The sequence below is a fragment of the Acidovorax sp. genome (assembly GCF_046314175.1).
Taxonomy (GTDB): domain Bacteria; phylum Pseudomonadota; class Gammaproteobacteria; order Burkholderiales; family Burkholderiaceae_C; genus Acidovorax.
This window is the reverse complement of record NZ_JBKBXG010000114.1, coordinates 1-14,291: the sequence shown is the minus strand read 5'-3', so window position 1 is coordinate 14,291 and position 14,291 is coordinate 1. Positions and strand designations below refer to the sequence as shown.

At 64.4% G+C, this 14,291-nt stretch carries 12 protein-coding genes; 10 read left to right on the top strand and 2 right to left on the bottom strand.

Annotated features, from left to right (window positions below; translation table 11 throughout):
* The coding region (locus tag ACK4OE_RS22835) for a LysR family transcriptional regulator (protein ID WP_409888412.1) at positions 1-188 on the bottom strand (188 nt) is incomplete at its 3' end.
* Positions 189-319: 131 nt separating this feature from the next.
* Here ACK4OE_RS22835 and ACK4OE_RS22830 point away from each other — a divergent pair.
* From ACK4OE_RS22830 to ACK4OE_RS22795, 8 genes are all read left to right on the top strand, one after another.
* Positions 320-1,681, top strand: coding sequence for an aspartate aminotransferase family protein (locus tag ACK4OE_RS22830; RefSeq protein ID WP_409888410.1), 1,362 nt, complete (start codon positions 320-322; stop codon positions 1,679-1,681).
* Between the two features lie 87 nt (positions 1,682-1,768).
* Entirely contained in the window at positions 1,769-3,286 is a 1,518-nt protein-coding gene (locus tag ACK4OE_RS22825; RefSeq protein ID WP_409888408.1) for a CoA-acylating methylmalonate-semialdehyde dehydrogenase, read from the top strand.
* A 330-nt stretch (positions 3,287-3,616) separates the two neighbouring features.
* The gene (locus ACK4OE_RS22820) at positions 3,617-5,209 is read left to right on the top strand and encodes an ABC transporter substrate-binding protein (protein ID WP_409888416.1); all 1,593 of its coding nucleotides are present in this window, start codon (positions 3,617-3,619) and stop codon (positions 5,207-5,209) included.
* 46 nt (positions 5,210-5,255) lie between these two features.
* Complete coding sequence (locus tag ACK4OE_RS22815; RefSeq protein ID WP_409784015.1) at positions 5,256-6,209, top strand: ABC transporter permease; 954 nt, start codon at positions 5,256-5,258, stop codon at positions 6,207-6,209.
* Positions 6,210-6,234: 25 nt separating this feature from the next.
* Positions 6,235-7,143, top strand: coding sequence for an ABC transporter permease (locus ACK4OE_RS22810; RefSeq protein WP_409888406.1), 909 nt, complete (start codon positions 6,235-6,237; stop codon positions 7,141-7,143).
* A gap of 13 nt (positions 7,144-7,156) precedes the next feature.
* Positions 7,157-8,197, top strand: a complete 1,041-nt coding sequence (locus ACK4OE_RS22805; protein WP_409888404.1) for an ABC transporter ATP-binding protein — start codon at positions 7,157-7,159, stop codon at positions 8,195-8,197.
* Between the two features lie 10 nt (positions 8,198-8,207).
* Positions 8,208-9,263: an ABC transporter ATP-binding protein gene (locus ACK4OE_RS22800; RefSeq protein WP_409888402.1), complete on the top strand. Its 1,056-nt coding sequence runs from the start codon at positions 8,208-8,210 to the stop codon at positions 9,261-9,263.
* A complete protein-coding gene (locus ACK4OE_RS22795; protein WP_409888400.1) occupies positions 9,260-10,444 on the top strand; it encodes an amidase in 1,185 nt (394 codons plus the stop codon). Before ACK4OE_RS22800 ends, ACK4OE_RS22795 begins: the two co-directional genes overlap by 4 nt.
* A 20-nt stretch (positions 10,445-10,464) precedes the next feature.
* On the opposite strand, the gene ACK4OE_RS22790 is transcribed toward ACK4OE_RS22795, so the two are convergent.
* Complete coding sequence (locus ACK4OE_RS22790; protein WP_409888398.1) at positions 10,465-10,983, bottom strand: ureidoglycolate lyase; 519 nt, start codon at positions 10,981-10,983, stop codon at positions 10,465-10,467.
* Positions 10,984-11,230: 247 nt separating this feature from the next.
* On the opposite strand from ACK4OE_RS22790, the gene ACK4OE_RS22785 reads away from it, so the two are divergent.
* Positions 11,231-13,576 (top strand): NADP-dependent malic enzyme, encoded by a 2,346-nt coding sequence (locus ACK4OE_RS22785; protein WP_409888396.1) that lies wholly within the window; start codon positions 11,231-11,233, stop codon positions 13,574-13,576.
* Positions 13,577-13,817: 241 nt separating this feature from the next.
* Entirely contained in the window at positions 13,818-14,225 is a 408-nt protein-coding gene (locus ACK4OE_RS22780; RefSeq protein ID WP_409888414.1) for a ribonuclease domain-containing protein, read from the top strand.
* Positions 14,226-14,291: the final 66 nt, after the last annotated feature.

Sequence of the window (14,291 nt, the reverse complement as noted above, 5' to 3'; positions counted from 1 at the left end):
TCCAGGTCCTTCATGTGGCGGCTGACGGTGCTGGTGCCGATGTTCAGCTCCAGCTCGGCGGCCGACATGCCGCCGCACTCGACCACACTCTTGAACACCTGCAGCAGGCGCAGGTCCATGTCGCTGAGTTGGCCCAGTACGGCGCGGTGTTTGAGGGAGGGTTGGGATGTGGGTGGTTTTACTTGCATAAACCGTCAAGTAAACATTGATATTGGATTATTTGAGAGATTAACAGGCGGCGCAACAATGGCCCACGTCCGACCCCCTATGCGAAGGGGGTTGCCCGCCTTGTGTCGCCGCCTTTGCACTGGAGAACCCCATGAGCTTCGTCAACATCGAAAAACCCGCCGCTGGCGCCGAAGGCCCCCGCATGGACGCCGAGTGGCTGGACGCGCACTGGATGCCTTACACGGCCAACCGCCAGTTCAAGGCCAACCCGCGCATGATCGTGGAGGGCAGCGGCGCTTACTACACCGACTCGGAAGGCCGCAAGATTTTTGATGGCCTCTCGGGCCTGTGGTGTGCGGGCCTGGGCCATGGCCGCCGCGAGATCGCCGAGGCCATTGGCAAGCAGGCGATGAAGCTGGACTACGCGCCCGCCTTCCAATTCGGCCACCCCCTGTCGTTCGAGCTGGCCAACCGGGTCAAGGAACTGACACCCGCAGGGCTGGACTATGTGTTCTTCACCGGCTCGGGCTCCGAGTCGGCCGACACCTCGCTGAAGATGGCGCGCGCTTACTGGCGAAACAAGGGCCAGGCGAGCAAAACCCGCCTGATCGGCCGCGAAAAGGGCTACCACGGCGTGAACTTTGGCGGCATCTCGGTGGGCGGCATCGTGGCCAACCGCAAGATGTTTGGCCAGGGCATCGAGGCCGACCACCTGCCCCACACGCAACCGCCCGCAGGCTCGTTTTACAAGGGCATGCCGCCCACGGGCAAGGAGCTGGCCGACCGCCTGCTGGAAGTGATTGCGCTGCACGACGCATCGAACATTGCTGCCGTGATCGTGGAACCTTTCTCGGGCTCGGCCGGTGTGGTGATCCCGCCCGTGGGCTACCTGCAGCGCCTGCGCGAGATCTGCACGCAGAACAACATCCTGCTGATTTTTGATGAAGTGATCAGCGGCTTTGGCCGCAGCGGCGCCTGGACGGGTGCCGAGGCCTTTGGCGTGACGCCCGACATTCTGAACTTTGCCAAGCAGGTGACCAACGGCGCGCAACCGCTGGGCGGCGTGGTGGCCACCAAGGAGATCTACGACACCTTCATGGCGGCGGGCGGGCCGGAGTACATGCTGGAGTTCGCCCACGGCTATACGTATTCGGCCCACCCCGTGGCGTGCGCAGCGGGCATTGCGGCGCTCGACATCCTGCAAAAGGAAGACATGATCGGCCGCGTTAAAGCGCTGGCGCCGTATTTTGAAGAGGCCGTGCACAGCCTCAAGGGCGCCAAGCATGTGCTGGACATCCGCAACTTTGGCCTGGCCGCGGGTTTCACGATTGCGCCGGTGCCCGGCGAGCCTGCCAAGCGCCCGTACGAGATTGCGATGAACTGCTGGAAGAAGGGCTTTTACGTGCGCTACGGTGGCGACACGATTCAGCTGGCGCCGCCGTTCATCAGCGAACGTGCCGAGATCGACCGTCTGATCAACGCACTGGGCGATGCACTGGCTGAGACGGCTTAAACCCGTCAACCACAAAAACTCTTATATTGATAGCTACTAGCGCTTGATGGATAAGCGCTAGAGGCACTTTTGACTCATATTTTTGCCATGAACCACGACAAGAACGTCACCACCACCGTTGGCCACCTGATTGACGGCAAGCTCGTTGCCGACACAGAGCGCACGCAGCCAGTGTTCGACCCGGCCACGGGCCAGTCCACCACCAACGTGGCGCTGGCCAGCCAGGCCACGGTAGAGGTGGCCATTGCCTCGGCCGAGGCTGCCTTCCCCGCCTGGCGCAACACGCCGCCCTTGAAGCGCGCCCGTGTGATGAGCAAGCTCAAGGTGCTGCTCGAAGAAAACGCCGACAAGATCGCCGCCCTCATCACCGCTGAACACGGCAAGGTGCTGGCCGATGCACACGGTGAGCTGCAGCGTGGCATTGAAAACGTCGAATACGCGAGCTACGCGCCCGAGCTGCTCAAGGGCGAGCACAGCCGCAACGTGGGGCCCAGCATTGATTCGTGGAGCGAGTTCCAGGCGCTGGGCGTCACCGCGGGCATCACGCCCTTCAACTTCCCGGCCATGGTGCCGCTGTGGATGTGGCCCATGGCCGTGGCCTGCGGCAATACGTTTGTGCTCAAGCCATCCGAGCGCGACCCCAGCAGCACGCTGTTCATTGCCCAGCTGGCGCTGGAGGCGGGCCTGCCACCGGGCGTGCTGAACGTGGTCAACGGCGACAAGCTGGCGGTCGATACGCTGCTGCGCGATGCGCGCGTCAAAGCCGTGAGTTTCGTCGGATCGACCCCCATTGCTGAATACATCTACGCCGAAGGCTGCAAACACGGCAAGCGCGTGCAGGCCCTGGGTGGCGCCAAGAACCACGCGGTGTTGATGCCCGACGCCGATGTGGACAACGCCGTGAGCGCGCTGATGGGCGCGGCGTACGGGTCGTGCGGCGAGCGCTGCATGGCCATCCCGCTGCTGGTGGCCGTGGGCGACGAGGTGGGCGATGCCGTGATTGCGGGCCTGAAGACCGAAATCGCCAAGATGAAGGTAGGCCCCGGCACCGACAACAGCAACGACATGGGCCCGCTCGTCACCAAGCAGCATTTCGAAAAGGTGAAGGGCTATGTGGACCAGGGCGTTGCCGAAGGCGCCACGCTGGTGGTGGACGGACGCGGCGTGCAGGTGGCCGGACACGAAGCGGGCTACTTCCTGGGCGCCTGCCTGTTCGACAACGTGAAGCCCGGCATGAAGATCTACCAGGAAGAAATCTTCGGCCCCGTGCTCGGTGTGGTGCGCGTGAAGACGCTGCAGGAGGCCATGCAGCTCATCAACGACCACGAATATGGCAACGGCACCTGTATCTTCACGCGCGACGGCGAGGCCGCCCGCTACTTCACCGACCACATCCAGGTGGGCATGGTGGGCGTGAACGTGCCCCTGCCCGTGCCGGTGGCGTACCACTCGTTTGGCGGCTGGAAGCGCAGCCTGTTTGGCGACCTGCACGCCTACGGCCCCGACGCCGTGCGCTTTTACACCAAGCGCAAGACCATCACGCAGCGCTGGCCCTCGGCCGGTGTGCGCGAGGGCGCGGTGTTCAGCTTTCCGAGCAGCCGCTGACCCGGCAGGGGCGTGACCGGCGCCTCCCCTAAATCCTAACGGCCCCTCGCGGGCCGTTTTCTTTGGGCGATGACTTTCTGCGTGGCAGAACCTGCACCACGATGGGGACAGGCCATGGCGCTGCTTTGTTCATGGTGCAGCGGGAGGTTTAGCAAGCACTGAAATGCATGGCATGTCACTTGCTAAGAAGGGTGGACCCTCAACCCTACATCCAGAAGGTGCCCCATGAGCCAAGCCCTGTCGTCGCTGTCGCAAACCCGTACCGATCCTCGCCAGCGCCGCCTGCGCCCCGCACCGCTGGTTTTGGCGTTGGCAACGGCCTTCACGTTGATGGGGGGCTCGGCCGCGCTGGCGCAAGAGAAGGTGCTGCGCATTGCAATGACCGCAGCAGACATCCCGCGCACGCTGGGCCAGCCCGACCAGGGCTTTGAAGGCAACCGCTTCACGGGCATCCCGATTTACGACTCGCTCACGCAGTGGGACCTGTCCAAGGCCGATGCCGCCAGCGTGCTGATTCCTGCGCTGGCCACGTCGTGGGCGGTGGACGACAAGGACAAGACCAAGTGGGTGTTCAAGCTGCGCCCCGGCGTGAAGTTCCACGACGGTTCGGCGCTCAATGCGGACGCCGTGGTGTGGAACGTGGCCAAGGTGCTGGACAAGGACGCGGTGCACTTCGACCCCAGCCAGGTGGGCGTGACCGCATCGCGCATGCCTACACTGCGCACGGCCCGCAAGATCGACGACATGACGGTGGAGCTGACCACCAGCGAGCCCGATGCGTTCTTGCCCATCAACCTGACCAACCTGTTCATGGCGTCGCCCGCGCACTGGCAAAAGAAGTTTGACGCCGCCGCAGGCGCCACACCCGCCGACAAGTCCAAGGCCGCATGGACCGCCTTTGCGGCCGACCCGGCAGGCTCGGGCCCGTTCAAGGTCACGCGGTTTGTGGCGCGCGAGCGCCTGGAACTGGCCGCCAACAAGACGTACTGGGACGCCAAACGCACCCCCAAGATCGACAAGGTGGTGATGCTGCCCATGCCCGAGGCCAATGCCCGCACGGCCGCATTGCTGGGCGGCCAGGTGGACTGGATCGAAGCGCCCGCGCCCGACGCCATGCCGCAGATCACGCAGCGCGGGTTCAAGATTTACTCCAACGCCCAGCCCCATGTGTGGCCGTGGCAGCTGTCGTTTGCTGAGGGCTCGCCCTGGCTGGACAAACGCGTGCGCCAGGCGGCCAACCTGTGCATTGACCGCGGCGGCATGAAGCAGTTGCTGGGCGGCATGATGGCCGAGCCCAAGGGCACCGTGCCCCCGGGCCACCCGTGGTGGGGCAACCCCAAGTTCGACATCAAGTACGACGTGAAGGCCGCGCGGGCGCTGATGACGCAGGCGGGCTACTCGGCGGCCAAACCGATCAAGGTGAAGGTGCAGATTTCGGCCTCGGGCTCGGGCCAGATGCAGCCGCTGCCGATGAACGAGTTTGCGCAGCAATCCCTCAAGCAGTGCTTCTTTGACGTGCAGTTCGATGTGATCGAGTGGAACACCTTGTTCACCAACTGGCGCAAGGGCGCCAAGGACCCATCGGCCAACGGCGCGAACGCGGTAAACATCAGCTTTGCGGCCATGGACCCGTTCTTTGCGATGGTGCGTTTTGTGAGCACCAAGGCCTTCCCGCCGGTGTCGAACAACTGGGGCTACTACGGCAATGCCGAAGTGGACAAGCTGGTGGCCGATGCGCGCACCAGCTTTGACGACAAGGCGCGCGACGCGGCGCTGGCCAAGCTGCACGCACACGTGGTCGAAGACGCGCCGTTTGTGTGGATTGCGCACGACGTGGGCCCGCGCGCCATGTCGGCCAAGGTCAAGAACGTGGTGCAGCCGCGCAGCTGGTTCATCGACATCGCCACGATGACGATGGATTGAGCAAGCAAGCACATCGCCCGCACCGCTGACCTCCCGGGACAGTCCCATGCTCGCCTATCTGCTGCGCCGCTTTCTGTATGCCCTGCCCATCATGCTGGGTGTGGCGCTGGTGTGTTTTCTGCTGGTGCATCTGGCGCCCGGCGACCCGCTGGTGTCCATCTTGCCGCCCGACGCTTCGGTAGAGCTGCAGGCGCAGCTGCGCGAGCTGTATGGGTTCAATCGGTCGCTGCCCGAGCAGTTTGTGATGTGGGTGTGGCGTGCGCTGCAGGGCGACCTGGGGGTGTCGATTGCCAGCAACCGCGCCGTGGCGGGTGAGGTGATGACGGCCGTGGGCAACACGCTGCGGCTGGCCGTGGTGGCCACCTTCATCGGCTTTGTGCTGGGCAGCCTGTTTGGTTTTGTGGCGGGGTACTTTCGCAACTCGTGGGTGGACCGGCTGGCATCGATGCTGTCGGTGCTGGGCGTGAGCGTGCCGCACTACTGGCTGGGCATGGTGATGGTGATCGTGTTCAGCTCGCAGCTGATGCTGCTGCCCGCCACGGGTGCGGGGCCCGGCGGCTCCAGCGACTGGGCGTGGGACTGGGAACACCTGCAGTTTCTGGTGCTGCCCGCCATCACGATGTCGGTCATCCCCATGGGCATCATCGCGCGCACCGTGCGCGCGCTGGTGGCCGACATCCTTGACCAGGAGTTCATCATGGGCCTGCGTGCCAAGGGGCTTACGCACCTGGGCGTGTTCCGGCACATGGTGAAGAACGCAGCACCCACGGCCCTGGCCGTGATGGGCCTGCAGCTGGGCTATCTGCTGGGTGGCTCGATCCTCATCGAAACGGTGTTCTCGTGGCCGGGCACGGGCTTCTTGCTCAACTCCGCCATCTTCCAGCGTGACCTGCCGCTGCTGCAGGGGACGATTCTGGTGCTGGCGCTGTTTTTTGTGCTGCTGAACCTGCTGGTGGACGTGCTGCAGACGCTGCTGGACCCGCGCATCGCCCGCGCCTGAAGCTGAAGAACAAGGCAACTCCACCATGGCCTCACTCACCGCATCCTCTCCATCAGCTGGTGCCACCGACGCAAGCGCAGCGCATGCACAGCGTTCGCGCGGCTACTGGACCGCCGCGCTGGTGCGCTTCACCCGCGACCCGGTCGCCATGGGCGCAGCGCTGGTGGTGCTGCTGCTCATCGGTCTGGCGGTCTTTGGCCCGTGGATCGCACCGGCAGACCCCTATGCCTCGTCCATGCTCAAGCGGCTCAAGCCCATTGGTACCGAGGGCCTGCCACTGGGCAGCGACGAGCTGGGGCGCGACATGCTGTCGCGGCTGATCGTGGGCGCGCGGCTGTCGCTGTTCATCGGCATCACGCCAGTGGTGTTTGCCTTCATGATCGGCTCGGTCATCGGCATCGTGGCGGGGTATGCCGGGGGCTTTGTCAACACGGCCATCATGCGCACGGTGGATGTGTTCTACGCATTTCCGTCGGTGCTGCTGGCGATTGCGCTGTCAGGCGTGCTGGGCGCGGGCATGGTCAATTCGTTGATCTCGCTGACCATCGTTTTCATTCCGCAGATCGTGCGCGTGGCCGAGAGCGTGACTACGCAGGTGCGCAACCGCGACTATGTGGAGGCTGCGCGCGCCTCAGGCGCCAACGCGTTCACCATCGTGCGGGTGCATGTGCTGGGCAACGTTCTGGGCCCCATTTTTGTGTATGCCACCAGCCTGATTGCGGTGTCGATGATTCTGGCGTCGGGCCTGTCGTTTCTGGGCCTGGGGGTCAAGCCACCCGAGCCCGAGTGGGGCCTGATGCTCAACACGCTGCGCACCGCCATCTACGTACAGCCCTGGGTGGCGGCGCTGCCGGGGCTGATGATTTTCATCACGTCGATCTCGTTCAACATCCTGTCGGACGGCCTGCGGTCGGCGATGGACAACAAGGGCTGAGGGTCTACCGATCATGCAAACGATCACCGATGTCGGCGGGCCTGCGCAGCCACTGCTCACCATCCAAGGCCTGGTCAAACACTTTCCGCTCAAGAAGGATGCGTTCGGCCGCGGCGGTGGCGTGGTGCATGCGGTGGATGGCGTGAATTTTGAAGTCCTCAAAGGCGAAACGCTGGGCGTGGTGGGGGAGTCGGGCTGCGGCAAATCGACAACCGCGCGGCTGCTGATGCAGCTCATCGCGCCCACGGCGGGCGAGATCGTGTTTGACGGCCGCACCGTGGGCAGCCGCGACCTGCCGCTCAAGGAGTTTCGCCGCCAGGTGCAGATGGTGTTTCAGGACAGCTATGCATCACTCAACCCGCGCCTGACGATTGAGGACTCCGTCGCCTTCGGCCCGCAGGTGCATGGCGTGCCCAAGCGCGAGGCCATCGCACGCGCACGCAGCCTGCTCGACCGGGTGGGCCTGGCGCCCGCGCGGTTTGCCGAGCGCTACCCGCACGAGCTGTCGGGCGGCCAGCGCCAGCGCGTGAACATTGCGCGCGCACTCGCGTTGCAACCGCGCATGGTGATCCTCGATGAGGCCGTGTCTGCCCTGGATAAATCGGTGGAAGCGCAGGTGCTGAACCTGCTGACAGACCTGAAGGCCGAGTTTGGCCTGACCTACGTCTTCATCAGCCACGACCTGAACGTGGTGCACTACATGAGCGACCGGGTGATGGTGATGTACCTGGGGCAGGTGGCAGAGATCGGACCATCAGATGCGCTGTTCAAACAACCTGCGCACCCCTACACCGCCGCACTGCTGTCGTCCATGCCGTCCATGGACCCGGACCACCGCACACAAGAAGCCCCGCTGGCGGGTGACCCGCCCAACCCCATCAACCCACCGTCGGGCTGCCGATTTCATCCGCGCTGCAGCATGGCTGCGGCGGTGTGTGCGCAGCGGGTGCCCGTGCGTACCATCACCGGCCCACACCATGTCGCTGCCTGCCTAATGCATGAACCCGGCAGCGGCCACCCGCAAGCCCCCCAGCCTTTGGCACAGGCCGCATGAAAGCAATGCCATGACCCTGGCCACCCCTTCTGTCGCACCAGCCACCACCGAACCCATCGTGGACCTGCGCGATCTCAGCGTGACCTTCACTGGTGGACGAAAGCCAGTGCAGGCCGTCAGCGGCGTAAGCCTGCAGGTGCAGCGCGGCGAGGTGGTCGCGCTGATTGGCGAGTCCGGGTCGGGCAAGAGCGTGACGCTGCGCACCTTGCTGCGCCTGCACCCCGAGCGGCGCACCCGCATTGCAGGCGAAGTGCGAGTGGCGGGCCAGAACCTGCTGACGCTTTCAGGGCGGGAGTTGGCGGACTACCGGGGCAAGGTAGCGTCAATGATCTTTCAGGAGCCGCTGCTGGCGCTGGACCCGGTGTACACGGTGGGCGCGCAGATCGTCGAGTCGATCCGCCGCCACGAGAAGGTGACGGCCGCGCATGCCCAGGACCGCGCTTTGGCCTTGTTCGAGCGGGTACGTATCCCCAGCCCCGAGCGGCGGCTGCAGGCCTATCCGCACGAGATGTCGGGCGGCATGCGCCAGCGCGCCATGATTGCCCTGGCGCTGGCCTGCCACCCGCAATTGCTGCTGGCAGACGAGCCCACCACCGCGCTGGATGCCACGGTGCAGATCCAGATCCTGCTGCTGCTGCGCGAACTGCAGCGGGACCTGGGCCTGTCGGTGATTTTTGTGACCCATGACATTGGCGCTGCCGTGGAGGTCGCGGACCGCATTGCGGTGATGTACGCCGGGCGCATTGTGGAGGAGGGCACCGCGCGCGACCTGATTCGCAACCCGCGCCACCCTTACACCATTGCACTGCTGAAAAGCCGTGCACACGGCGCAATGTCGCGCGGCACGCCGCTGGAGACCATCGCCGGTGCGCCGCCAGATTTGTCCGACCTGCCCCCAGGCTGCGCGTTTGCAGACCGCTGCACGCTGGCTACCGAAGCCTGCCGGGCGCAGCAACCGCCTGCGGTGCAGATCGCACCCGGCCACCGAGCGCTGTGCCTGCGCACCGATGCCGCTGCGGCCATTGCACCGGAATTTCCTCCTACTCTCGAAGCCACAGCTCCATGACCGTGCATGACCCGGCCCACGCCTTTGTTCCTTATCCGCCCGCGACGGTGGCGCACGCCAGCACAGGCCCCTTGAGCGGGCTGTGTTTTGCGGCCAAGGACCTGTTTGATGTGGCGGGCTACCCCACAGGCGGCGGCAACCCGGTGGTGCTGGCGCTATCGGGCATCAAAACGTGCACCGCGCCCACGGTGCAAACACTGCTGGATGCGGGCGCGCGTTTTGTGGGCAAGACGGTGACGGACGAGCTGGCGTTTTCGATGAACGGAAACAACGCGCACTTTGGGGCGCCCGTTAATGGCGCAGCGCCGGACCGCATCACAGGAGGTTCGTCATCAGGCTCCGCCTCTGCGGTGTCATCGGGGTTGTGCGACTTTGCGCTGGGCACCGATACCGGCGGGTCGGTGCGGGCGCCCGCCAACCACTGCGGCTTGTACGGCCTGCGCCCCACCCACGGGCGCGTGAGCCTGCAAGGCGCGCTGGACCTGGCACCAAGTCTCGACACCTGCGGCTGGTTTGCGCGCGACGTGCAGACGTTTGCCCGCGTGGCCGACGTGCTGCTGGAGGAGGATGCCGCGCCGCTGCCGCGCGAGGTGCGCGTGCTGTGGCCCGCAGATGTATGGGCGCTGCTGGACCCTGATGTTGCGGATGCGCTGCAGGGTGCCACGCAGCAGGTGACGGACCTTCTGGGTCCATCGCAACCCGTCAACGCAGTGCTGGAGTCGTTCGACACGATGTACTGGAATTTTCGGTACATCCAGGGGCGCGAAGCGTGGATGACCGATGGGCCACTGATCGAGCGCTACGCGCCGCCATTGGGGCCGGGTGTGGCCGAGCGGTTTGCCTGGTCGCGCGCCGTGACCGATGCGCAGGTGAATGGCGCTCGCGCCTTTCGGGATCGGTTTCGCTCGCATCTGGCTGCGCTGCTGGGCCCGAACGGTGTCCTGGTCATGCCCACCATGCCCGACATTGCGCCGCTGCGCACGGCCCCCGAAAGCAGCCTGGAGGACTACCGCAACCGAGCCATCCAGATGCTGTGCATTGCCGGATTGGCCGGCTTTCCGCAGTTGTCGTTGCCGCTCGCGCAGCGTGGCGGCGCGCCCCTGGGCTTGTCGCTGCTGGGGCCCGTGGGCAGCGACCGGTCGCTGATCGCACTGGCTGAGCGCCTGGCAATGGCGCGGTGAACGATCCGGACGATTGCGCGCTACAGCCCCTCCAGTCGCACTGGCTTGTCCAGGCGGTGGATTTCGCAGTCGACTACCGAGGCGGCACGCTCGATCACCAGGAAATCGCCGGCGTCCACCGCCAGCAGCGCATGGTGCCAGGTGCCCGGGGCCAGCACCACGCCCTGGCGGCCATCGGTCACAAAGGCCTGGAGCGACGAGGCGGTCGGAGGCTCACCCGCGCGGGCCACCACCAGGGCGAAGCGACCCGCACCCCACGGCACAAACGTCTGGCTGCCCAGCCGGTGGCATTCCAGGTCCTGCACATTCAGCGGAAAGCTACGGGCCTGCGCGCGAAACAGCGCCAATTGCGCGCGGCCACCTTCTGCCCCCAGCTGCAGGTCATCCACCAGATCAAAGCGCTCAGAGCTGCCTGCATTGATCGTGCGGCCAGAACCCGTGGGTGCCTGCAAGACGGTGCCAAAGGATTGGAATGCAGTGGGTGTCAACGGGGACGCATGCACCGTTGCCAGACCCGTGGTGAGGACAGAAGAAGTCATGTCGCTGCCCGCGAGCAAGAACCGAACCCGGACAGGACGCGAGTGTGCGATGTCATAGCTTTTTTGCATGGGTTGCGGGCGGCGATTGGCTGCATCGCGATCACAATGGATGCAGCCCTATAAGCAGATTCGCTTACTAGGGTTTTTACGACCCTCCCCCTACAATCGCACACCCTTACAAAGCTGACAGGCCGCGCAGAGCTGCTGCAGCACGGTTTTTGCACCCATCCTGAGTTGGAGACACTGAATGCCCGAGAACACCACGGCCCAGAACAACAACAGCGATTCCGACAAGCGCGCCCAGCTGCGCCGTGCCGCTCTTGAATACCATGAGTTCCCCAGGCCCGGCAAGATCGCCATTGCCCCCACCAAACAAGTCATCAACCAGCACGACCTGGCGCTGGCGTATTCGCCCGGCGTAGCTGCGCCCTGCGAGGAGATCGTCAAAGACCCGGCCAATGCGTTCCGCTACACCTCGCGCGGCAATCTGGTTGCGGTCATCACCAACGGCACGGCCGTGCTGGGCCTGGGTGACATCGGTGCGCTGGCGTCAAAGCCGGTGATGGAAGGCAAGGCTGTTCTGTTCAAAAAGTTCGCCGGTGTGGATGTGTTTGACATCGAGATCGACGAGAAAGACCCGCAAAAGCTGGTGGAAGTGATTGCGGCGCTGGAGCCCACGTTTGGCGCCATCAACCTCGAAGACATCAAGGCCCCTGACTGCTTCTACGTGGAGCGCGAACTGCGCAAGCGCATGAAGATCCCGGTCTTTCACGATGACCAGCACGGCACGGCCATCACCGTGGCGGCGGCCATCGTGAATGCGCTGAAGGTGGCGGGCAAGAAGATTGAAGACGTGAAGCTGGTCACCAGTGGCGCAGGCGCAGCGGCCCTGGCCTGCCTAAACCTGCTGCTCAAGGTGGGCATCCAGCGCAAGAACGTGTTCGTCACCGACCTGGCCGGTGTGGTCTACGAAGGCCGCGAAGAGCTGATGGACGACGACAAGCGCCAGTTCATGCAAAAAACCGACGCCCGCAAGCTGGCCGAGGTGATGGTGGGTGCGGACGTGTTCCTGGGCCTGTCGGCGGGCAACGTGCTCAAGCCCGAGATGGTGGCCACCATGGCCGAGCGCCCGGTGATTTTTGCGCTGGCCAACCCCAACCCCGAGATCCTGCCTGAGGTGGCACACAGCGTGCGCAGCGACATCATCATGGCCACGGGGCGCTCGGACTACCCGAACCAGGTCAACAATGTCCTGTGTTTTCCGTACATCTTCCGCGGCGCGCTGGACTGCGGCGCCACCACCATCACCGATGAGATGGAGATTGCCGCCGTCCACGCGATTGCCGAGCTGGCCCAGGCCGAGCAAAGCGAAGTGGTGGCTGCGGCCTACGTGGGCGAGAAGCTGACGTTCGGCCCCGAGTACCTGATCCCCAAGCCGTTCGACCCACGCCTGATGATGAAGATTGCACCGGCCGTGGCCCAGGCGGCTGCCGACAGCGGCGTGGCGCAGCGCCCGATCACCGACATGGACGCTTACCGTGACCGGCTGCAGACCTTTGTCTACGCATCCGGCACGACGATGAAGCCCATCTTTGACGCTGCGCGCACCGCCGCAAAGAAGCGCGTGGCCTATGCCGAAGGGGAAGAAGAACGCGTGCTGCGCGCCGCACAGATCGTGGTGGACGAAAAGGTGGCGCGCCCTACGCTGATCGGCCGCCCCGCCATCATCGCCCAGCGTATCGAAAAATTCGGCCTGCGCCTGAAGGAAGGCGTGGACTACGACGTGGTCAACACCGACTTCGACCACCGCTACCGCGACTTCTGGCAGACCTACCACCGCATGACCGAGCGCAAGGGCATCACCCAGCAGGTCGCCAAGATCGAGATGCGCCGACGCCTTACGCTGATTGGCTGCATGATGCTGCACAAGGGCGAGGTGGACGGCCTGATCTGCGGCACCTGGGGCACCACCGCCAACCACTTGATGTACATCGATCAGGTGATTGGCAAGCACGCTGGCGGCGCTGACAGCACGGCACAGGACGTGCCGGTGTACGCCTGCATGAACGGCCTCATGCTGCCAGGACGCCAGGTGTTCCTTGTGGACACGCATGTCAATTACGACCCCACGCCCGCCGAGCTGGCCGAGATCACCGCACTGGCCGCCGAGGAAATGATGCGCTTTGGCGTCAAGCCCAAGGCCGCTCTGCTGTCGCATTCCAACTTTGGCACCAGCAACCACCCCAGCGCCGTGAAGATGCGCCAGACGCTGGAGCTGCTGCGCCAGCAAGCCCCCTGGCTGGAAGTGGACGGCGAAATGCACGGCGACGTGGCGCTGGACGGCAAGGCGCGTGCCGCCCTCATGCCCAGCAGCGAACTGACGGGCGATGCCAACTTGCTGGTGTTCCCCAACATCGACGCGGCCAACATTGCCTACAACCTGCTCAAGACCGCCGCAGGCGGCGGTATCGCCATCGGCCCCGTGCTGCTGGGCGCTGCCAAGCCGGTCCATATCCTGACACCAAGCGCCACTGTGCGCCGAATTGTGAACATGACAGCTTTGACAGTGGCGGATGCCAATGTTTCAAGATAAGCCACTAACAGATAGCAAGCGCTAACTTTAAAAGCTTGTCTTCCCTTCAGCGCCTGCCCAATATTTGTGCAGGCGCTTGCTTTTTGGGGACTGTTGAGCGACACTAGCGGCTCGAAATTTCGGGTTAACCCGTAGGTTTCTGGACGCTGGACTTATGCAAACAAGGGCGTATGAAGTGCGTTTTTAGAGGATAAGCAACTGCCTGTCCCCAAATTGCATAAGTCGTGTGAAAGGTTCTTTGATGCTGAAGGCTGTAGCCACCCGGGCGCGCAAAGCAGGGTTTTTGTGTGTTTTGGGTGTTGCGTTCGTGTTGTCCCCGGTAGCGGGGCACGCCCGGAAATCCCCGTCCACTGACGGTTCCATCACCCCCATTGCACTCGCCGAGTTGCCGCCCCAAGGGCGGGCGACTTACGCGTTGATCCGTGAGGGAGGGCCTTTTCCGTATGACAAGGACGGAACAGTTTTTGGCAATCGCGAGCGGCTGTTGCCCGCCCACAAGCGGGGCTACTACCGCGAATACACCGTCAGAACACCAGGATCGCGCAACCGGGGAGCCCGGCGCATCGTGTGTGGTGGCAAGCCCCGGATTCCGGACGCCTGCTACTACACCAGCGATCACTACGCCAGTTTTCGCGAAATCGTTGAGTGACCCCCGTTGCGCTGCACGCAGGCCAGAGATACGCTGGCAGCGGTCAGCGCGCCCCCTTGAATCCCC

Coding starts and splice junctions, on each gene's coding strand:
- ACK4OE_RS22830 (WP_409888410.1), top strand. CDS start 320: ATGAGCTTCGTCAACATCGAAAAACCCGCCGCTGGCGCCGAAGGCCCC.
- ACK4OE_RS22825 (WP_409888408.1), top strand. CDS start 1,769: ATGAACCACGACAAGAACGTCACCACCACCGTTGGCCACCTGATTGAC.
- ACK4OE_RS22820 (WP_409888416.1), top strand. CDS start 3,617: ATGGGGGGCTCGGCCGCGCTGGCGCAAGAGAAGGTGCTGCGCATTGCA.
- ACK4OE_RS22815 (WP_409784015.1), top strand. CDS start 5,256: ATGCTCGCCTATCTGCTGCGCCGCTTTCTGTATGCCCTGCCCATCATG.
- ACK4OE_RS22810 (WP_409888406.1), top strand. CDS start 6,235: ATGGCCTCACTCACCGCATCCTCTCCATCAGCTGGTGCCACCGACGCA.
- ACK4OE_RS22805 (WP_409888404.1), top strand. CDS start 7,157: ATGCAAACGATCACCGATGTCGGCGGGCCTGCGCAGCCACTGCTCACC.
- ACK4OE_RS22800 (WP_409888402.1), top strand. CDS start 8,208: ATGACCCTGGCCACCCCTTCTGTCGCACCAGCCACCACCGAACCCATC.
- ACK4OE_RS22795 (WP_409888400.1), top strand. CDS start 9,260: ATGACCGTGCATGACCCGGCCCACGCCTTTGTTCCTTATCCGCCCGCG.
- ACK4OE_RS22790 (WP_409888398.1), bottom strand. CDS start 10,983: ATGACTTCTTCTGTCCTCACCACGGGTCTGGCAACGGTGCATGCGTCC.
- ACK4OE_RS22785 (WP_409888396.1), top strand. CDS start 11,231: ATGCCCGAGAACACCACGGCCCAGAACAACAACAGCGATTCCGACAAG.
- ACK4OE_RS22780 (WP_409888414.1), top strand. CDS start 13,818: ATGCTGAAGGCTGTAGCCACCCGGGCGCGCAAAGCAGGGTTTTTGTGT.